We start from the raw sequence: 21,382 nt of genomic DNA on the forward strand, positions 1-21,382 counted from the left end.
TGCACGCCGCGGCGGGCCCACCGCTGATCCCTCTCCACGCCCCTACCTGACCCAAAGGAACCCCGCACATGGACCCGCGCCAAGAGCTGGTCGACTACCTCACCCGCCAGCTCGTCGGCCCCGCCGGCGGTGACGACGAGGTGCTCGACGCGCCGCCGGACCGGCAGTACCTCATGGGCACCCTGTACCCGCAACAGGCAGAGCTGGAGCGGCAGCTCGCCCTCGCGGCCGACGAACCTGAGGCGCCGGGTGCCGAGGAGGACGCCCCCGACGTGAATCCGGCCGCCGATCCGGTGCCGGAGACCAACAGCTGGCTGCCCGCGTCCCTCGGCCTCAGCTTCTACACCACCGCCGCACAGGTCGAGGTGGTCTGCACGGCCGCCCGCTACGAGACACTGCGGAACGAACCCCGACGCGGGCGGCGCTGGCGCCGGATCCCCCTCACGGCCGAGACGCACACCATCGGCCCTGACCGGGAGAGCGTGCCCGTCCTCGACGGCCGTGCGGAGATCCGGCTGCGCCGCCGCTCCTACGGCGACGGCACGCTGGTCACCGTCGCCCTGGTCAACACCGCCCGCCACGACGGCGCCGACGGCAAGGCGCCGAGCTGGGACGACATGCTCTTCCAGTGTCGGCTCACCGCCCGTCCCGCCGACGGCGCCGTCCTGCCCTACCCCGGCGTCCAGCTCGCCAGCCGGGACCCCGAGGAGCGCGAACTGCGCCTTCAGTACCGGGACGTCGTCACCCACGCCGTCGGCCACGGCTGCGCTGTCCGCGAGGACCGCGGCGAGGACGGCGCAGTCGAACGCCTCGCCTGCGAGGCCCTGCCGCACGCCGAGGTGCCCGCCATCCGGGCCGGCGGCCCGCTCGACGCCCCCGTGCTCGTCCTCGCCCACCTGGCCGACGCGACGGTCAGCAGGGACCAACTCCGCGAGGAACTGGCGGAGTTCGCCGACTCCTACCACGCCTGGTACGTGGGCCAGCGATCCGTCGACGTGCTCGCCTGGGGGCGGGAGGCCGCGGAGCGGATCCTCGGCCGCATCCGCCAGGCGGCCACCCGCATCGAAGCGGGCGTGCGCACCCTGTGCGACCCGAGCCGCCCCGAACTCCTCGACGCCTTCCGCATCGCCCAGCGCGCCATGCTGCTCCAGATGCGGCACTCCGCCCCCGACCAGGCCGGTCAACTGCGTCACCGCTCCGATCCCGTGGCCCTGGACCCGCCTGTCGACCCGAAGGCCACCTGGCGCCCCTTCCAGCTCGCCTTCTTCCTCCTCGCCCTCGACGGCGTCGCCGAGCCCGACCACCGCGACCGCCGGACCACCGACCTGATCTGGTTCCCCACCGGCGGCGGAAAGACCGAGGCGTACCTGCTCTTGGCGGCCTTCACCATCGCCCTGCGCCGGATCCGCGGCGAGGGCGGCGGAACCGCCGTGCTCAGCCGCTACACCCTCAGCCTGCTCACCACCCAGCAGTTCCAGCGCGCCGCCACCACCATCTGCGCCCTGGAACACCTCCGCCGCACCGAGCCCGGACTCGGCCTCGGCGACGAGCCGATCACCATCGGCCTGTGGGTCGGCGAGACCACCACCCCCAACAGCTTCCAGAAGGCCAAGGACGCCTTCGACCAGCAGTACGAGGCCACCCACCCCGAGGACGTCTTCATCCTCGACCGCTGCCCGTGGTGCGGCACCCGTATCCTGCCGTCGGCCCGGTCCGGTGTCCGCTCCGACTACGGAGTCCGCGCCGAGACGGACGCCTTCGCCTTCCACTGCACCCGTGACGAGTGCGCCTTCCACGACGTCCTGCCCGTCGCCGTCGTCGACCAGCACCTCTACCGGCGCCCGCCCACCTTCGTCCTCGGCACCGTCGACAAGTTCGCCCGGCTCGCCTGGGAGCCCGACTCCGGCAGCCTCTTCGGCGCCGCCACCGGCACCGAAAGCGGCACCGGCAACCCGCCTCCGTCCCTGATCATTCAGGACGAGCTGCACCTGCTCACCGGGCCGCTCGGCACCATGGTCGGCCTCTACGAGGCGGCCATCCTTCAGCTGTGCACCGGCCCGGACGGCCACCCGCCCAAGATCGTCGCCGCCACGGCCACCATCCGGCGCTCCACCGAACAAGTCCGCGCCCTGCACCACCAGGACGTGCAGCTCTTCCCGCCGCCCGGACTCCAGGCCCGCGACAGCTTCTTCGCCGTCCCCGACACCGGTCGCCCCGGCCGCCTCTACCTCGGCGTCATGGCGCAGGGCCACACCGCGGGCCGCGGCGCCGTCGCCACCACGGCGGCCATGCTCCAAGGCGTCCACCAGCTCCCCGAGGAGCACCGCGACGCCTACTGGACGCTCGTCGCCTACCACCACAGCCTGCGCGAGCTCGGCCGTACCGTCACCGCGGCCGGCGACGACATCCCCGCCCAGCTCCGGGGCCTCCACGAGGGCACCGACGTCCGCGCGCTCGGCGCCGGCGACGTACAGGAACTGACCAGCAACCTGCCGCGCGCCGAGCAGCCCCTCCTCCTCGACCGCCTCGAGAAGCCCTGGGACGACCCCCGGTCGGTGTCCTTCCTGCCGTGCACCAACATGCTCTCCGTCGGCGTCGACGTGAAGCGGCTCGCCTACATGCTCATGCAGGGCCAGCCCAAGACCACCGCCGAGTACATCCAGGCCACCAGCCGCGTCGGCCGCCACCGCGTGCCCGGACTCGTCGTCACCTACTTCAACGCCACCCGCCCGCGCGACCGGTCCCATTACGAGACCTTCATCGACTACCACCGGGCCCTCTACCGCTACGTCGAACCCGCCAGCGTCACCCCCTGGTCCCCGCCCGCCCGAGGCCGTGCCCTGCACGCCGCGCTCGTCATCCTGGTCCGCCACCAGCTCGGCCTGGCCGCCGAGAACCAGGCCGGACACATCACCCGCCACCAGGACGAGGCCGAGCGGATCGCCGACGCCCTCGCCGATCGCGCCGCGGCCGCCGAGCGCGGTGCCACGGGCGCCGACGCCGTACGGGCCGACGTCCGCGCCGAACTCGGCAACCTCCTGGCCGACTGGTATCGGGAGGCCCGGACAGCCGCGGCCGAGGGCAAGGACCTCTACTACCGCAGCCAGGGGAAGGGCCACCGGAACCTGCTCAAGGTCTTCGAGCAGCGCTACGGCCTGTGGGAGACCCTCAACTCCATGCGCAGCGTGGACCGCGAATGCCAGATCACCGTGACGGGAGCAGGAAAGTGAAGCGCAAACTCCGGGTCCGCCAGGCGCAGACCGTGCTGCCGTTCGGCGTCGGCGCCGTCCTCGACGTCCAGGGCGAGTCGTTCGTCGCCGCCGGCATCGAGAACTGGCCGCAGCTCAAGACCCCCGTCTCCTCCGAACGGCTCGCCGCCCGCCTCGGCGTCACGGGCTTCTACGCCGCGCCCCACACCCTCAACGACCGCTACGACCAGCCCGACCGCCCCGGCGTACCCTACGTCCGCTTTCCCGGCTGGCTGTTCTGCGGCGCCTGCCGGACGATGGTCCGCTTCCTGCGCGAGATGGAGAAGCCCGGCGAGCCGCCCGTGTGCACCTCCTGCGCCCCCGCACCCCGCCTCACCCCGATGCGGTTCGTCCGCACCTGCGCGGACGGGCACCTCGACGACGTCGACTGGTGGTACTGGGCCCATTCCCGTCTCACTCCCGAACTGCGGGCCTCCTGCTCCGAGGCGAAGCACGCCTGGAAGGCACGCCGACTCGGCTTCCGCGTTGCCGACCGTGCCTCCGGGCTCGAAGCGCTCTCCGTGCGCTGCGGCGCGATCCGGCAGGACGGCAAGCCGTGCGGCGCCGAGCGCGACCTGCTCGACATCCTCGGCCCCCAGGGCGGACGCTGCTCGGGCCGCAACCCCTGGCAGCGCCCGCACCAGAAGGCCTCCTGCGGCCAGCAGGTCCACATCGTGCAGCGCACCGCCGGCAACGTCTATCACCCGGTCGTCTACTCGGCCCTGGACATCCCGCAGTCCGAGGAACCCCCGCGCGCGGAACAGGACGCGGCGGAGGCCGTCCGAGGCCACGCCTACTGGACGAACCTTCTCGACGCACTCGGCACACCCCGAGCGGCCCTCTTCCGCGACATGATCAAGGAGGACACCGACGCCCCCGACAGCCTCATCGACCAGCTCATCGCCGAGGCCACCGGTTCCTCCGCGCCCCGGCCCGACGGCCACTCGGAGTCCGGAAGGACCGACCTGAGCCGCGACGAGTGGCACGCCTTCGATGCCACCGAACTCCCTGAGCCGACAGGTGACTTCGCCATCCGCCGTGGCGGCCTCGGCCTCAACGGCGAGACGGAGGAGCCCTGGGGCACCCTCGACGCACACGTCGACGGCGTCATCCTCGCCGACCGCCTCCGCGAGGTGCGGGCACTCACCGGATTCCGCCGCCACTCGCTGGGCGGCACCCTCATACCCGCAGACACCAGCGGCCGCCTGCGCTGGCTGCCCGCGACCGAGGTCTACGGCGAGGGCATCGTCCTCACCCTCGACGAGCAGCGCCTGACCACCTGGGAGAGCGACCCCCGCGTGCGGGCCCACGTCCACGGGATCCGAGCCGACCTGGACGCGTCGTTCCGCGACGAACAGCTCGCCGAGACCGTCGGCAGCGAACTCTCCGCTCGCTTCCTGCTCCTGCACACCCTCGCCCACCTGCTCATCCGCCAGCTCTCCTTCGACTCCGGCTACACCACCGCCAGCCTGCGCGAGCGCGTCTACGGGCGCCCCGAGCACGGCCAGCGCGGCCTGCTGATCTACACGGCCGCCGGCGACGCGGAAGGCACCCTCGGCGGCCTGGTCCGGCAGGGCGAGGCGCCGCACTTCGCCGAGACGCTCATCCGCATGCTGGAGGCCGCCGCCTGGTGTTCCGCAGACCCGCTGTGCGCCGAACACACCGGCCAGGGCTTCGGCAACCTCAACCGAGCCGCCTGCCACGCCTGCGCGCTGCTGCCGGAGACGAGCTGCCAGACCGGCAACACCCTCCTCGACCGCGCCCTGATCGTCGGCTCCGCCCGCGTCCCCGGCTACTTCACCGACGTCCTCACCGCGAGCCGCGAGTACGCGGCCACCACCGCCCTGGGATGACCCCATGACCACCACGAACACCCCCGTTCTCCACCCCGGCCTCACCCCTGCCCAGCGCGACTGCCTGGACCCCCTGCCGCTGACCGGCAACCACGTCATCAGCGGCCCGCCCGGCAGCGGCAAGAGCCTGCTCGCCGCGCACCGTGCCATGCACCTCGCCCTCACCGGCCGCCCCACTCTGCTGCTGTCCCGCTCCAACCTGCTGCGCCAACTCCTGTGCGACACCCTCCAGGGCCTCACGGTCCCGGGGGCACCCGTCGAGGCCGCCACCGTCCACGGCTGGGTCCTGCGTCACTTCGGATACGGCGCACCGCGCACCCAGGACGGCTGGTTCGACTGGACGGCCCTCACCCACCAGGCCGCCGCCACCCTCGGCGAGAACGAGGCGGCCGCCCCCCACCTTGTCGTCGACGAGGGCCAGGACCTCTCGCCGGGCTTCTACCGACTGGCCCGCCTCGCCGCCGCCTCGGTCACGGTGTTCGCCGACGAGTGCCAGCGCCTCACCGAGACGAACTCCACCCTCACCGAGATCACCGACGCCCTCGGGCGCTCCACGGGACGCGGCGAGATCGCCGGGAACCACCGCAACAGCCGCGAGATCGCCTCCCTCGCGGAGCACTTCCGCACCAGTGGTACCCGCCCTGAGATGCCCTTCCGCAGCGGCGCCCTGCCCGTCGTCCGCCACTACTCCGGCACCAAGGAGCTCGCCGACGACATCACCGCCATGGCAGCGCGACACCCGGGGGACCGCATCGGCGTCATCGTCAACTCCCAGCGTATGGCGGCCGATCTCATGCGCCGCCTGGAACGAGGCGGCCTCGCCCGCGAACCGCAGCTCTACAGCTCGGTGGCCTCTTCCGGACGCTATCGCGACCTCGACCTCGCCCGCCCCGGCGTCGTCCTCGTCCACCGAGCCAGCGCCAAGGGCCTGGACTTCGACACGGTCGTCATCGCGGACACCGAGACCGACACCGCCACCGACCCCACGGCGGCCTCCCTCCGCATGGCCTACTACGTCATGATCACCCGTGCGCGGACGCGACTGGTGCTGGGCTGGCAGGGCAGTCGGCTGCCGCGCCACCTGGAGGGACTGCGCGGGTGGGTGCACACGAAGTGACGGACCCACATTCCAGCCGAGAGGACCAGAAACCCGATGAGCAAGACCGATGACTTCAAGAGCAAGCTCCAGCAGGCTCTCGACAAGGCGTTGGTCGCCCAGCAGCCGCTGGCGAGAAAGAACGTCGAGCGCCTGCGGCGAGTCCATCCCGGTGAAACTCCAGAGGAGTTGATACGCCGGTTGAACCGTTACTACCTCGCCGGCATCACCGCATCCGGAGGAGCATCCGGCGCGGCAGGGATCGTGCCCGGGGCCGGGATCCCGACGGCTCTGGCCGATGCCATGGTCTTCACCGAAGCGTCAGTGCTTTACACGCTGTCGCTGGCCGAGGTGCATGGCATGCATCCTGAGGACTTCGAGCGGCGCAAGCTCCTGGTCTTGACCGTCCTCCTTGGCGACGGAGCGGTGAGGGTTCTGGACAAAGCCATCGGGCGCACGGGCCCCTATTGGGCACGGCGCATCGTCGGGGCGATCCCCATGAGCGCGATCAACCGGGTCAACAAGGTGCTGGGCCCGCGGTTCGTTACCAAGTACGGGACCAAGCAAGGGGTTCTGGTGCTGAGCAAACAGGTGCCCCTTGGTATCGGTGCCGCGCTCGGCGCCGGCGGCAACCATGTCTTCGGGCGACTGACGATCAAATCCGCACGTGCCATCTTCGGAGAGCCCCCGTCGAGCTGGGCCGCCGATGATCGTGGGGACGAGGTGCCCTTCGGCCCTGGCTCGGGGGATTCGACTCCGTAACGTCGTCAGCTCGGGTGCGGGGCAGGAGCAGGTGTCGCGAGGAGGGCGCGGACCGTTTTGCCGCTGGGCGGGTAGGGGAGCGTCTCCCAGCGGTCGGCGATCGCGGCGACGAGCGAGAGGCCGCGCCCGCTGGTGAGGAGCGATGCGTCAGATACGGCGTTCACGGGACGAACCAGCGGCCACCTGTCCCCGCGCCCGTCGGTGACGTCGGCCCGAAGGAGACCGGGTGAGGCGTTTTGACGGTCTGGTCGGCGGGCAGCGCGCCGACCAGAGCCCGGGCTCGGCTGAGCGCATAGCGGGCCTGGGCCCAGCGCTTGGCGTTGATCGCAGTGCGTATCACCCCGAGCGACTGCTGCACTGCCTTGACCTTCGCCGCCTGCCGCCGTGGCATCGGGAACTCCGCCCCGCTGCCTCGACGCTGCCCGGCGGCACGCGAGCCCCAGTCCGCGCCCGACGTCAGTACAACGGCCGAGCGGCGGGTTGCTGGTCTGGCTTCGGCGTACCACGAGGTGTTGGTTCCTTGGGTGAGGGGCGGGATCAGCCGTGGCGGGAGCCCTGGCCGGGGGGCGGGGTGAGGGTGGATCGGTAGGTGCCGGACTCGCCCTCGGTGAGCGGGTTCTCCAGAGTCAGGCCGGCGGCGGCCATGCGGTCGTACTCGGCGAGGATCAGGTTCTTGGTGCGGTACTCGCCGTGCGCCTTGATGTCGTTGTCGCGGGTGACGTTGAAGGTGTCCAGGATGTACGCGGTGTCGTCGCGGGTGATGCCGTAGAGGTGGAAGAAGAGGGCGTCCAGTTCGGCGCGGATGATGGCACGGCGGTGGGTGTCCCAGCGAAAGGGGGCCCAGGCTTCGTCGAGGTCACGGGCGAACGCACTCATGTCGTGTGCGGTGTAGGTGAGTTCGAGGAGGCGAGGGTTGATCATTTTCGCATGGCGGGCGAGTTGCTCGGGGCTCAAGAAAGGAAGTTGCTCGAATTGAAAGAAATTGAGGCTTGTCCCGCCGAGTTTCTGGCGAAGAATGTAGTCCAGGATTAGGGAAGTGCAATTGCTGTAGAGGATGCCAGGCTGTTCTCCGTTCCGGGGGAAGATAATATTTCCGGAATCGCCAAGACCGCTGAGAGGGATTGCAAAGGTGATTGCGGTGCGTTCATCGGCAGCTCGGCAGATCTTGCGGAATCCCAGCATCCAGTCGTGCTTCCATCCTCGGGCGGCTAGTCGGCTGCGCACTCCAGGAATCTTTATCTCCTCGCCTTCCTTGGTCACATTGCCCGTAGGGATATCGTTCTCCGGCACCCAATAATGGGGAACCGGGGCAGCGGAGGGATCCTGATGCTGCTCCACAGTGAAGCGGGGTAGAGTGCCCTTGTTGAGCTGCTTCTCGGTTGCGTTCTCGTATGTGGAGAATCGGTGGTCATAGTGGTGAAGCATCTTTGCCTCGTACAGTGGGAGTAGCCGCTCGTTGCCGCGGACCAGGATGTTGCCGTGGGGTTCCCATCCTTCCTTGATGAGGTCGTCGAAGGTTTCGCCCTTCCGGGCATCGGGGCGGAAGAGGTGGGAGTCGCTTGCCATGTTGTACAGGCCCTGCATGAAAGAGACACCCCACGGGTTTCCAGATGACGCATTTGTCTCGTCGACAAGAACCGGGATGCGGTGATAGACGCTCAGAGTGATGTCTGCATCCCGGCGGCTGGCAAACACGGGGCATGTGCCCGTGTTCGGGTTCATAGAAAGGAGGTCTTGAGCTGAAAGTGAGTAGCCGCGCTCGGAAATCTGTTCAGGCTGTCGCACCTTAAAAACCATGCGGATCGGCTCACTCAGGTTCCCTGAGCCGCGCAGCATGAACAGGCAGAACCGCATCTGATTGTGGACTGCGGGAAATACCTTGTCTTCGTTCTCGAAGTCGTACAGTGCGGCAAGTTGGCCCTTTGTGACGATGTCCTTGAAGAAAAACTGTGTGGTTGCGTCCGTCGCGATCCCGGTAGGGACGATCACCCCAGTCCGGCCGCGCTGTCCCGTCAGCGTGCGGTTCGTCTCCGTGAAGACGGCGTATGTGTTGATACGGCCCCGACCTGTGAGCGGGTAGCGGTCGCTGCTACGGAAGAACTGGCTCTCTCCTTCGGTATGGCGCTTGGCGGCCTCGAACTCCACGGCAAGGTGGGCGCGGTCGGGGTCCTCGCGCAGGCTTGCGATAAGGCGCTTGCGGACGGCGGTGTTCTTGGCGCCCGCGATGCGCGGATCGCGTTGGGCGAAGAACTCCTGATCCTGGATCTCGACCCGCTCCCACGGCGGATTCCCCACCACCGCGTCGAACCCGCCGGCCCAACCCGTCCCCTGCTGAACACCCGCCCCCGACTCCGGGACGGAGAAGACCTCCGGGAACTCCAGGTGCCAGTGGAAGAAGCTGTACTGATCCCGCAGCCGCAGAATTTCGGCATGCGTGGCATCCGGCACAGCCGACTGGTCGCGACCACGCAGCGCGCGAAACACCTGGTCGGTAGGCGCCTCCGGCGCCCCCTCGCGCTTGGGCCACACAAACGCGGCGCACCACGCGTCGGCAGCGTGTAGGTCGTGCACATATGTGGTCAACCCCGTGTACGCCCGATAGGCGGATTCCTGCGCCCGTACCTGCTCCAAAGAATCGGCAGGGGCAGCAGTGATCCGGGCCAGCTCGGCGGCGTAACGCTCGTTGCCGGGCAGCGTGTCCGTGTCGAACAGAAGCTCGTCCTGGCCGCCCCGCTGGGCCTTGTTGCGCTTGACGAGCCCGGCCGCGTACTTCCGGTCGTCGCCCTCGATCGGCTTGAAGGCGTCGTCTGGAACACCCTCCGCCAGCAGTTTCGGCGTCGCACCGATTAAGCCGTTCCCGTGCTTGACATGGGCGTCCAGGAAGCCGAGCGGCTTGCCTGGCTCCATGGCCTCGATCCACAGGGAGACCTTGGCCAGCTCCACGGCCATCGGGTTGAGGTCGACACCGTAGATGCAGCGCGCGACCACCTCGTGCAACGCGTGGCGCATCGCGTCGACCGTCGGCTCCGGGTTGCGCTCACGCACGGACGCCACGCGCTTGGCGATGCGGCGGGCCGAGGCAACCAGGAAGTGCCCAGACCCACAAGCCGGGTCGCACACCGTCAGCGACAGCAGCTCGTCGACGATGTCGTTCGTCGGGTCGGGCCGGCCGGCCGCCGTGGCCCGCTGCTCGGCCCGCTTGACGGCGTCATCGATAACCGGGTCGAGTGTCGTGTCCAGCAGGCATTCGATCAGCGAGGACGGGGTGTAGTAACTGCCCGTCGTCTTACGGCTGTTCCCAGCCACCTCGATCAGCTCGAACGAGCGGTCCGTCGCCGAGTGTTTCGGCTCCAGCTCCAGCAGCGACTCGTACACCGAACCCAGCTCCTCCGCGTCGAGGTGCCGGTAGTCGACGGCCCGCCAGCGCCGCGCGCCAGGGTCACGGACCTGGGCCAGGTGACGGACGGCGGCGAGCAGCGACTCGTTGGACAGCTTCAGGCCGTCGAGCGGCGCGTCGGCCTCCGTGTAGGAGAACAGGCCGCCGAGACCGGGCAGGCCCAGCTCGGGACGGCCGCCCTCAGTCCCCAGCGCGTCGAGGACGATGCGCAGGGCCTCGTACTGGTCACCGTGAGCCGTGCCCTGACGCCGCCGGGCCCGCTCTCGCAACCGCGCCGAGGAGAAGTACCGCTCGTACGTCTCTCGCTGCCGCTTGCCGACGCTCGGGTCGAGCAGCGCCCCGCGGTCCTCGGCGACGAAGACGAACAGCAGTCGGTAGACGAGCCGCAGCAGAGCATCCCGAAGCGCCTTCGGATCGACGTCCTCCCGCAACCGGACATTATCCGGATGCCGAAGGAACCCGGTCCCGAGCACGGTCAGCGCGTTCTGCACGCCCAGCCGGAGCTGATCCAGCGCCCGCGCCCCCGAGGTGACGGCCTCCGCACGCCACTTCTCCAGCCAGCACCCGGAAGGCGCCGTCCCCTCCGCCACCTCGAACCGAGAGGCGTGCAGCAGGCTGTACAGCAGCACGAACTCGCTGAACAACTCGCCGTCGAACAGCGCCTCCAGGTCGAACTCGACGTAGGCGGCGGTGGAGAAGGACGACGAGTCGCGCAGCAGCCGCAGGCGCCGCCCGTTAGTAAGTGCTGCCCACAGGTGGGCCTCGGTGCGGTTGAGGCAGTCCTGGAGCATGGACTGGGCGGGGACCTGCCCAGCCGCCGGGCGCTTGTCGAGCTCCTGGTTCCAGGGGATGAGGTGGACGAGGGCCGGGCCGTGCCGGTGCGACACCGGGAACCGCTTGTCCGGGTCGGAGTCGGCCGGGATGCCTGCCGCGCCCACCTCCGCCAGCGCGCCGAAGTCCAGCTTGCGGAAGAGCTGGGCGAGCCAGTCGGTGCCGGCCCGGCCGGTCGGGTCGGCGGCGGGCGCGCCGGTCACCGGGTCGGAGGGCAGGGCGGCGCGCAGGTCGCGCCACAGAGGCTTGAGGTATTCCCAGGCGCGCTCGGCCTCGTCGCGTACGGGAACCGAGGCGGGGAGGCCGTAGTCGGCGGACTTGGTGCCCGGCAGGTTCCGCGCCTCGGCGATGCGCAGGAGCATGTCGGCGGGGAGCAGTCCGCCGACCGTGGTGACGGCGGTGAAGGCCAGGGCGGTGCGGGTGGCGGCGGACATCAGGCTTCGGCTCCGGACACAGTAGAGGCGGGCTGCGGCAGGTAGACGTATACGCCGAGGACGTCGGCGGGCTCCTGCGGGACGACCTTCAGGCCGCGGACGATCTCCTCGTTGGCCTTGCGCACGCGGCGGTGCGAGGCGTCGAGTTCGGCGGCCAGGCGCGTGCCGTACTCGGTGAGGTGGGCGGACAGGTCCGGCAGGCCGTCCAGGGAGCGGGTGATCTGGTTGCGGGCCAGCTGCTCGTGGGTGTTGGCGGTGGCGCGGGCCGCGAGGAGCGCGGCGGCCGCGTCGTCGTCCAGCCAGCGGGCGCGCGACGGCATCCCCTCGTAGGCGAGCAGCCGGGCGTCCTCCGCGACCAGCTGCCGCTCACCGGTGCGGGACGGCAGGGTGAGGTGGAAGCGGTAGCGGACCAGCAGGAGTGTGGTGCGGATGGTGACCGCGTCCGTGGTGACCACGCCGCAGCGGCGGGCCGGACGGGGACCCGGGGTGTTCGCGTCGAGGGCTGAGTCCAGGACGTACGAGGCGATGGCGCCGATCACCGGGTCGGTGCGGACCAGCGCGGCCTCGCCGCGGGCGATCGCCGGTGTCGTACGGAACGGGATCTCCCGGTCCTCCTCGATCAGCCGTCCGCCGAGCGTGGCGGCGAGCGCGTCGCGCAGGCCGGCCGGGGCGCCGCCGAGCTGGGCGGTGAAGTCGCCGGTGCCGTCGCGTGGGTCGCGGACCAGCGCGTCCAGGTCGCGCAGCGCCTCCAGGGCGAAACCGCGCACCTCGTCGGCGCCGCCGAGCGCGGCCCGTACGGCGGCGACCTCGCGTGCCACCTCCTCCGGGTGGATGGCGCGCTGGGCGTACTTGGAGCGGGAGGTCTTCTCCCGCTCGGCGGCCGAGTTCCACTCGCGCTCGATACGGTCGAACGACTCCTGGTGGCCGTCCAGGTCGAACAGGCTCTCCTGGCTGCCCTGCCGTCCGTGCAGCAGCAGCCATTCCACGACCGCGTCGGTGACGCCGGAGGCGGTCTCGTCGGGGACGGAGACGGAGATGCCCAGGTCCTTCTTGATCTGCCGGTGCTTCTTGAACAGCACGTCCAGGACCTTGCCGTCGATGCCGTTGTCCTCGCCGTACATGGTGATGACGCGGACCTGGTCGCGCTTCTGGCCGTAGCGGTCGACGCGGCCCTCCCGCTGGTCGTGCCGGGTGGGGTTCCAGGCCAGGTCGTAATGGACGACGGCGTCGAAGTAGTGCTGGAGGTTGACGCCCTCGGAGAGACAGTCAGTGGCGATCAGGACGCGGCGGACGGCGGGGTCGCCGGCCTCCTCGGCCGCTTCGGCGGCCAGCTGCTCGATGCGCTCCAGACGCTGCTGCGGGGAGAGGGTGCCGGTCACCGCGGCGATCTTCGTCTTCTTGCCGAGCTTGCCCTCGAGCTGGGTGGCGAGGTACTCCGCGGTGGGGATGTAGCGGCAGAAGACGATCGGGTGGTAGCCGTCGGCGATCAGGCCCTTCAGATGCCGGGTGAGCGCCTTCAGCTTCGCGTCCTCGGACGGCCCCACCAACTGCGCCGCCCGCTGGGACAGTTCGAGCAGCCGGGCACCCGCCTCCTCCGACTCGGCTGCGCCCGGCGCGACGTCCATGCCTTCCAGCCGGTCGTTCTCGGCGGAGTCGGCGGCCACCGGGGCGCCCAGCGCGTCCGCCTCCTGCGCGGTGCGAGCGGTGGCGGACTCGGAACGCGTCTTCAGGGTCTGCGCCGCGGCCGCGGGTGAGGACACCATCGAGCGCAGCAGCGCGATCACCGACCACCAGGCGATCCGGGCCTCCCGCTTGCCCTGCTCCCCGGCCGCCGTGACGCGGTCCCGCGCATAGGCGATGGCGTCGTCGAGCAGCGCACGGTAGGCGGGCGTCAGCTTGTAGGGCTCGTCCTTGGTCCAGCGGTCGGACGGGAAGGCGGTCCGCTCGGCCAGGGAGTCGTCGGCGAGGCCGTCCTCCTTGGTGAGGTAGTCACGGACGTCGGCGCGCTTGCGGGCCACGAAATGTTCGGCGAGCTTCGCGCGTCCCGCCGGGGGTTCCAGGTCCAGCGTGGCGAGTTCGGGCCGTACCAGGCCGAGCAGGTTGCGGAACGCGGACTCCTTGCCGGAGTGGGGGGTCGCGGTGAGCAGGAGCAGGTGCCGGTCGGCAGTGGCGGAGATCCTGCGCAGCAGCTCGTAGCGGAGCTGGTTCGCGGCGGACGACGTGCCGCCGTGCGCGGTGTCGTCGGCCGCCACGCAGGTGTGGGCCTCGTCGACGATCACCAGGTCGGGGCAGTGCCGTATGAAGTCCTCGCGGTGCCGGGTCGACTTGATGAAGTCCATCGAGATGATCGTGTGGGGGTGCTTGTCGAACAGGGACTGGCCCAGCTCCAGGCCGCGCTCGAGTCGTGTCACCGTGGAGGCCAGGACCAGCTCGGCGTCGATGCCGAACTTCTCCCGCAGCTCGCCCTGCCATTGCTCGGCCAGGGCGGGGGAGCAGAGCACGGCCAGCCGGGTCGCCTCGCCCTGCGCCAGCAGTTCCTTGGCTATCAGCCCCGTCTCGACGGTCTTGCCGATACCCACGTCGTCCGATATCAGCAGCCGTACGGTGCGCTGCCGTAACGCCATCAGCAGCGGAACCAGTTGGTAGGCCCGGGGCTCCACAGCGATCGACGCCAGGGAACGGAACGGGCCCGCGCCCGAGCGGAACCCGATGCGCAGCGCCGTACGCAGCAGGCCGGCGGCCCGCTGGTCGCCCAGGTCGGCCGGGCTCGGCGCCGCGAACTCGGCGGGTCGCACCTCCTCGAAGGCGGGGAAGACGGCCGCGATGTCGTCCTCGCTCCCACCCAGGGGGCGCAGTACCAGCATGTCGGAGGCGCTCTCGGGCAGCACCACCCATTCCCGGCCACGGGCGGCGACCAGGGAGCCGGCTGTGTACGTGAGGCTCATGAGATGTCTCAGTTCCTTGCAATCGAGAAGGTTCGAGAGGGGTGCGGCGATCAACGCAGGCGGAAATAGGCGGCGTTGTGCTCGATGATGGTGTCCCAGTCCGCGTCCGTGGGGAAGTGCAGGACGTCCCAGCCGGCGTCCTCCAGGCGGTACCCGGCCTCGACGTCGCGGGTGGAGTCGGCCGTGTGGCCGGGGACGTCGACGAACACGGCGAGGTTGGCACCGTCCAGGCGGAAGACGAGGTCGGGGCACGCCCCGGCTTCCGGGACGAGGACGCCGACCTCGTCCGGCAGTCGGTAGCCCTTCGCCCTCAGCCAGCCGAGCAGGTCACCGCCCGCGACGAGGGCCGCCAGATCCGTCTCCACCGGGGTCGGCTGGGCGCTCTGGGACGAGGAGCTTGCCGGGGCGAGCCTGCGGAAGCGTTCGCTTCGGGACTCGCCGCGGTCCTCCCGCTCGGTGCGGGCCTCTGCCAGCCGCACCAGCAGCGGGCGGGCGGCGTGCCGACTCAGCTGGCGGTGGTGAGTCTGGTTGACGTAGGCCAGCAGGCAGGCGTAGCAGCCGCGGGCGCACTTCTCGCCGTCCGCGGGGCCGCCCACGTCCTCGCCGGTGCCCGGGTCGAAGTGACAGATCTCCAGCGCGGTCCGGGCTGCCTTGGCGAGGGCCTGCTTGTCGTGCTGGATCCGGCGCAGCACACCGGCGCCGCCCTCGGCGGCCTCCGTGAACAGCATGCGGCGGCGCGGGCCTTCGTCCGGGGGCAGCAGCTCCGCGGTCAGCTCGGAGTCCTCCAGCTCGAACGCCGCCTCGATGCCGCGCTCCAGCGCGTACAGGAACGACAGGGCCACCGGCTCGGGCAGCGGCTCCTCCAGGGTGACCACGAGGATGTTGCGGCGGTCCTCCACGAAGGGCAGGACCCGCTTCTTGCGGCGCTTCTCGTTGCCGTCCTCGTCGACCACCGGCATGCCGGTGCCCTCGATGGCGTCGGCGGCGGCCCGGTCGTTGAGCCAGCGGCCGTCGCCCAGGTCCAGCCAGTAGCCGTCCGGCTCGCCCTCCTTGTGACGGATGTGGCCGAGGTTGGTGATCCGGACGGTCGCGGAGTCGCCGTAGTCCAGGTCGAGGACGGGCGTCCCGTCGGCGTCGGCGACATGCGAGGTTAGGCGCCCCTTGCGGGCCCCGTGGTCCTGGAACGCGTACGAGGTCTCCAGCCGGAAACCGGCCCGGCGGCGCTCCTCCTCGTCGGAGGAGATCCGCTCGCGCGGCGTGGTGTACACGGTGTGGAGGTGGAGCAGGCCGGTGCGCTTGCCGTACAGCTCCTCCCCGCACATCGTGCACTTGTCGGAGCCGGGCTTGACGGCGTAGTGGTAGCCGCAGCCGTCGCAGCGGCGGGCCTCCGCCGTCGCCAGCTCGCCCGAGGCGTCCGGCGGCAGCTGTACCCGGGTGACCTGGTAGCGGGCGCCCTCGTGGTAGATGAGCGCGCCGGGGCCGAACTCGCGGATCGCGAGGAAACGGGGACGCTGGAGATAGTCGCCGTCGGCGTTGCGGCGGTTGCCGGAGCGCGGGATGTACGCGGCCAGCGGCAGCCGCGGGAAGCTGTAGCCGGGCAGGAACCCCTCGGACGCGAGATAGCGGTACGGATTGAAGTCGCTCATCATCGACTTGCTGTCGACGGAGCGGTTCAGCAAGAGGTTCGTCTGCGTCTCCGCCTCCCGTCGGCGAGAGCGCGCCCGGCTCTGCTCGCCCTGGGAGAGGGTGTGGTCGACGACGCGTTTGTTCTGCTCGTACTGGTCGATGACGGCTGCCCGGAACAGATCCCGCCACCGGTCGAAGGAGGCGTCGAACTTCTCCGGGGCCCGCTCGATCCGGTCCTCGATCCACTCGTCGTACCACCAGGTGGTCGACTCGAAGTCCGCGATCAGCGGGGCGAGGACGGTACGGGCGGTGGCGGCCGCGCGCCTGCGGGCGTCCTCGTCCAGGGACGCGCTGAGGATGCCCGGGAGAAGCGGCAGCGGCATGTGCGGGTCGGGGCGGTCGTCTCCGTCGGGGTCGTAGGCGACGTCGACGACCTCGGGTATCGCCGTGCCGAGCTTCATCCCGGTCTCCGCCAGCCAGATGCCCTGTAGATGCGAGCGGACCAGATCCTCGCTGGCCAGATCCAGGCGCGGCGGGGCCACCTGCCCCGACACCATGTCCTGGGAGCGGCGGAAGTAGTACTGGTCGTGGCTGTTGCCCGTCGCACAGTACGTCGTGACCAGCGCGGGCTGACCGGAACGGCCCGCCCGGCCCGAGCGCTGCGCGTAGTTCGCCGGGGTCGGCGGCACGTTGCGCATCATCACCGCGTTGAGCGAGGAGATGTCCACGCCCAGCTCCATCGTCGGCGAGCAGTACAGCAGCGGCAGTTCGGCGCCGCGGAACTGCCGCTCGCGCTCCAGCCGGTCCTCCGGGGTGACCTGCGCGGTGTGCTCCCGCGCGTACAGGCCGGCCAGCTCGGCGGCCGCGGTTCGGTACAGGTCGCGGAAGAACGGGTTGACGCGCGGGCCCTCGCCGCTGGTGTAGGTGCGCGCCAGGGGATCGATCGCGCCCCGCTCACCGTTCCCGGCCCGCCAGATCAGCGCGGCGGCCGACACCCGGTAACCGGTGCGCTTCTGCGCCGCACGGCGGCGGTAGGCAGGGCCGGACTGCTCGGGGGTCGCGTCCACCTCGCGCACCAGGTCGGCGTCGCGCAGCACCTTCAGCAAGTCTTCGATGACGGACTGGACGTCGTCCAGGGTCGCGGATGCCTCGCGCAGGTCCGGCATGTTCCGCCGCAGGTACTTGCCGAACTTGCCGCGGGCCGACAGGAACTGCGCGGTCCGCTCCATACCCGGCCGCGAGCCGTACGGGTAGGCGGTGCCGACCGCGGGCCGGTCGCTCTCGCTGAGCACCCATGGCCCGGTCAGGCGCTCTTCGCTCGCCCGCTGCAAGGTGTCGAAGTCGTCGCGGAAGTACTGCACATCGATGGCGAGGGCGCGCCGCATGAAGTCGAGCAGCGTCCGGGCGATCTCCTCGCGCAGTGCCGGATCGGCGTCGCGCAGTGTGGCGTGCGCGGACTGCCAGCGTTCGGGGTGGGCGGCGATCCAGCCCAGGTCCTCGTAGTCGATCCGCAGCAGCCCCGTCTGCTCCAGGTTCGGCATCGTGATGCGCCAGCCGCGCTCGAGGTCACGGTACAGGCGGTATCCCACGACGTCCCGGAACGCCTTCGTGGCCCGGCGCTCCATGGACGGAGGCAGGTCGGTGCCGGCCGCGTACTCGCGGGGGGTGAGGCCCATCACCTCGGTCACGGCCTCGGCCAGGTCGTCGTGGCGCAGCCCCTCTTCACCGGCCCGCACCGCGGCCTGGTAGAGGGCGCCACGCAACTGGGTCACCTGAGCGAAGTCGTTGAAGTGCCCGGCCTGCAGCGAGGCGTCCTGCCGGTTGTCGACGAAGGTGAGGAGCTTGCGCGCTTCCTTGCCCAGGCTCTCCTCCGGCACCGCCCGCAGGGACTTCACGATGGACGCGGAGATCAGCGAGGTCGCCGAGGAACGTCCCTCCTGGTCGAGGGTGGCCAGCTTGGCGAAGTCCCGGCCGCGGGTCTGCTCGTAGGAGACCTGGCAGTGCACGCAGAACAGGAACGGTGCCGGAACGAACGCCGCCACCAGTCCGTCACCCGACTCGTTTCCGTGGGCGTCCACCACGACACGTTTGGGCAGACGCGGCTTGTAGGACTTCTTGACGACCGTCACACCCTGCGCGTCCAGCTCCAGCCATGACTCCGGCAGCCGCCGGTCGTCCACGGCCTTCTGCGGGTCGGCCGGCCATTCGTAGTCCTCCGCGGGCATGCCCAGGTACAGGTAACCCTCGCCCGCGCGGCCCCCGGAGGCGGAGGTGTCCCGGCGCGGTTCGTACCGGAACGCGCCGCTGTCCTCGGTGCGCCAGACGGTCAGGTACTCCTGGCCGCACTCCCGGCAGAACGCCAGCGGGAACAGCGGCTTGCCGTCGCTGTCCGGCTGCTCCAGCTGGTAGGTGCGGGTGAGCGGACGGGTGAGCGGATCATCGAGTGTCGTGTAGACGGTGTCGCCCTTGGAGAGGAACTGGTGCAGCCGGAACGCGAACAGCGGTCGCTCCGTGACGGGGTGCTTGGCCTGCGCACCCGCCTCCAGGGTCGTCCGGATCGCCTCGCGCACGCTCTCCTCGGGCACCCCGGACCGCGCGGCCAGCTCGGCCGACGCCTCCTCGACGGTGCCCGGGGCACGGCGGCGTAACCGCCCCGTGCCCTCCTCGCGCTCCAGACCGAACCGGGACTCCACCCAGCGGGCCAGTGGGTCCTTCGTCAGTGCCTGGTACGAGCGGGGCGCCGCCGGCACCCGCAGCCGCTCGGCGGGCACGGTCTCGGGGGCCTCCTCGGTCGCCCGGACCAGGGTCTCGCCGATGACCCGCTTGGGCAGCACCGTCGTGCCGAACAGCTGGCCGGCGACCCTGGCCACCTCACGCTGCTGGTCTTCCCAGGCGCCCTCGGTGGACATGGTCGCCGAGGTGCCGATGCACTGGAGCGTCGCGGACGCGCGGCAGGCCTCGCGCACCCGGCGGATCAGGAACGCCACGTCCGCGCCCTGTCGGCCCCGGTAGGTGTGCAGCTCGTCGAAGACGAGGAACTGAAGCCCCTCGGCCATGCGGATCAGGCTGGACCGGTCGTCCGGCCGGGTCAGCATCAGCTCCAGCATCACGTAGTTGGTCAGCAGAATGTCCGGAGGGTTCTTGCGCAGCTCCCGGCGGTCCTCATCGGACTCCTGGCCGGTGTAGCGGGCGAAGGTGACGGGCTCCCGGCCTTTCCCGAATCCGTGGCGCAGATACTTCTCCAACTCCCCCAGCTGTGAGTTGGCCAGCGCGTTCATGGGGTAGACGACGATTGCGCGCACGCGGCCACCCGCGTCTCGCCCGGCCGCCTGGCGCTCCTTCAGCACGTGGTCCACGATCGGGACGATGTACGACAGCGACTTGCCGGAACCGGTGCCCGTGGTGAGCACATAGGAGTCGCCCGCCTGCGCGGCCTCGATCGCCTGCCGCTGGTGGAGGTGGAAGGTCAGGGGCCGGCCGTCCGGGCGCGGCGAGGTCTCCTTCTTGCCGGCCTGGAAGATTTCCGCGCACTTCGGATGCAGCATTTCGTCCCGTACGAGGTCGGTGACCTGGCCGCCGTCGGCGAAGAACGGGTTCAGCGACAGCCACGGGTCAGGCCATTGCGACTTCGCCGCGAGGTCGTCCTCGACGAAGCCGGCGATGCGGGCGTCCCTGATCACCGTCGCGCTCTTGGTGAAGCTTTCGTACTCGCTGATCAGGTCGGCGTGGATACCGAAGACGTCCATCGCCTCGGGCAGGCGCGGCTCCCTGCGCGGCGCGGGTGCGGGGGCGGCCGGGGCAGGCTCGGGGAGCAGGGCACGCAGCCGTGCCACCGGGTCCATCACCTGCCAGTGCGGAGCCAGCAGGGCGGCCGTGTCGTCCGGTGCGTGCGCGAGCGGGACCAGCGCCTCACGTACGAGGGCGGCGTTCTCGGGCCGTAGTTCGGCGTCCTTCTCCAGGAGGCGGCCCACCAGCCGGACCAGCTCGGGGGGCAGGTCCGGGCGCACCAGTGTCAGCCGCGGCGGCTGCTCGTGCTGGTGCTGTTCGGAGAGCTCGTAGGGGGTTCTGGCGGCGTACGGCGGCCGTCCGATCAGCAGCTCGTACAGGATGCAGCCGAGCGCGTAGAGGTCGGCCGACGCGGAGACCCGCTCGGCACGGAACTGCTCGGGCGCCATGTACCGGGCCGTGCCGACGCTGACGCCTGTGCTGGTCAGCCTCGTCTGGTCGGGGTCGTCGACGACCGAGCCCATGCCGAAGTCGAGGACCTTGACGGTGCCGTCGCGGGTCAGCATCGCGTTGGCGGGCTTGAGATCGCGGTGGACGACCCCGGCGGTGTGAGCGGCGGCGAGACCGGCGGCGATCTGCGCCCCGATGGCGGCGACCCATGAGACGGGCAGCTGTGGCTCCTCGTCGATGAGGTCCGCGAGCGGATGGCCGTCCAGCAGTTCCATGGCCAGGTAGGGCAGGCCACTGCCGCCCGGCGTCCGGTCCACGCCACCGTCGATCAGCAGGGTGAGGTTGGGGTGCCCCTGGGAGAGCATGCGCATGATCCGCACTTCGCGGCGGAAACGGTCGATCTCCTTGCTCGGCCCCGACGCGTCGACGGCGACTCCGGTTCGGGCACGGAGCACGGTCTTGACCGCGACCTCCTGGTGCGGGGAGTCCGGGGTGGCCTGAAGGTCTCGGGCCCGGTGCACCTCGCCCATGTTCCCGCGTCCCAGAATCCCCGTGATCCGGAACCGTCCGGCGACCGTCTCCTGGCTCACTGGCCCTCCCCCTTCACCCGGCGCAGACAAGGTGGGTACATTCCGTAGGGAGCGTATACCTTCACCTGTTGACGAGGGTCACATGTGTATGTTGACGTTGTCAACGCATTTCTGTCCGTGAGGCGTCTGCGAGTAAGCAACGCGACGAGCGCGCCCTCCGGGAGATAGCCGACCTACGGCTCGCCATCGAAGGCTGGCGGGCCGACGCCGCAGAGGCGGGCCGAGCCGCGGGCCAAGCATCGGCCGCACAGCTCCGCCGAGATCACCTGCCACCGCGACATGTGGAACTTCCTCGTCAAACATGCCGTCAACGGAGACCTCTTCCGGCTCCCCGGAAAAGCGACGGAGCAAGCTGACGGCCGTGTCTCCCTCCACGCGTCCGGCCCCACCCTCAGAATCCAGTCATCCGGACCTCCCGCTCACC

General features: G+C 70.4%; 9 protein-coding genes. 4 read left to right on the top strand and 5 right to left on the bottom strand.

The genetic code is table 11. The features are described from left to right. The first annotated feature begins 68 nt into the window (after window positions 1-68). Genes JK363_RS34090 through JK363_RS34105 form a run of 4 tightly spaced genes read left to right on the top strand, consistent with a single transcriptional unit; the run spans window position 69 to window position 6,959 of the window. The gene (locus JK363_RS34090; protein ID WP_201881247.1) at window positions 69-3,230 is read left to right on the top strand and encodes a helicase-related protein; all 3,162 of its coding nucleotides are present in this window, start codon (window positions 69-71) and stop codon (window positions 3,228-3,230) included. Then, the gene (gene drmB / locus JK363_RS34095; protein ID WP_201881248.1) at window positions 3,227-5,101 is read left to right on the top strand and encodes an MrfA Zn-binding domain-containing protein; all 1,875 of its coding nucleotides are present in this window, start codon (window positions 3,227-3,229) and stop codon (window positions 5,099-5,101) included. The genes JK363_RS34090 and drmB overlap by 4 nt, the downstream gene beginning before the upstream one ends. A gap of 4 nt (window positions 5,102-5,105) precedes the next feature. After that, a complete protein-coding gene (locus JK363_RS34100) occupies window positions 5,106-6,218 on the top strand; it encodes an AAA family ATPase (RefSeq protein ID WP_201881249.1) in 1,113 nt (370 codons plus the stop codon). Window positions 6,219-6,254: 36 nt separating this feature from the next. Continuing rightward, window positions 6,255-6,959 carry a hypothetical protein gene (locus JK363_RS34105; protein ID WP_201881250.1) on the top strand — a complete coding sequence of 235 codons (705 nt, stop codon included), beginning with the start codon at window positions 6,255-6,257 and terminating at the stop codon, window positions 6,957-6,959. A gap of 5 nt (window positions 6,960-6,964) precedes the next feature. Here the strand turns inward: JK363_RS34105 and JK363_RS34110 are convergent, their stop codons facing one another. The 5 genes from JK363_RS34110 to JK363_RS34130 form a co-directional block, all read right to left on the bottom strand. Next, entirely contained in the window at window positions 6,965-7,123 is a 159-nt protein-coding gene (locus JK363_RS34110) for an ATP-binding protein (RefSeq protein ID WP_201881251.1), read from the bottom strand. Beyond that, window positions 7,120-7,350 carry a hypothetical protein gene (locus JK363_RS34115; protein ID WP_201881252.1) on the bottom strand — a complete coding sequence of 77 codons (231 nt, stop codon included), beginning with the start codon at window positions 7,348-7,350 and terminating at the stop codon, window positions 7,120-7,122. Before JK363_RS34115 ends, JK363_RS34110 begins: the two co-directional genes overlap by 4 nt. A 146-nt stretch (window positions 7,351-7,496) precedes the next feature. Beyond that, window positions 7,497-11,621 (bottom strand): Eco57I restriction-modification methylase domain-containing protein, encoded by a 4,125-nt coding sequence (locus tag JK363_RS34120; protein WP_201881258.1) that lies wholly within the window; start codon window positions 11,619-11,621, stop codon window positions 7,497-7,499. Then, window positions 11,621-14,566 (bottom strand): DEAD/DEAH box helicase, encoded by a 2,946-nt coding sequence (locus tag JK363_RS34125; protein WP_201881260.1) that lies wholly within the window; start codon window positions 14,564-14,566, stop codon window positions 11,621-11,623. The genes JK363_RS34120 and JK363_RS34125 overlap by 1 nt, the downstream gene beginning before the upstream one ends. 50 nt (window positions 14,567-14,616) lie before the next feature. Next, window positions 14,617-20,958, bottom strand: a complete 6,342-nt coding sequence (locus tag JK363_RS34130; RefSeq protein WP_201881262.1) for a protein kinase domain-containing protein — start codon at window positions 20,956-20,958, stop codon at window positions 14,617-14,619. Window positions 20,959-21,382 lie beyond the last annotated feature (424 nt).

Source organism: Streptomyces coffeae (genome assembly GCF_016741875.1).
Classification (GTDB): Bacteria; Actinomycetota; Actinomycetes; order Streptomycetales; family Streptomycetaceae; genus Streptomyces; species Streptomyces coffeae.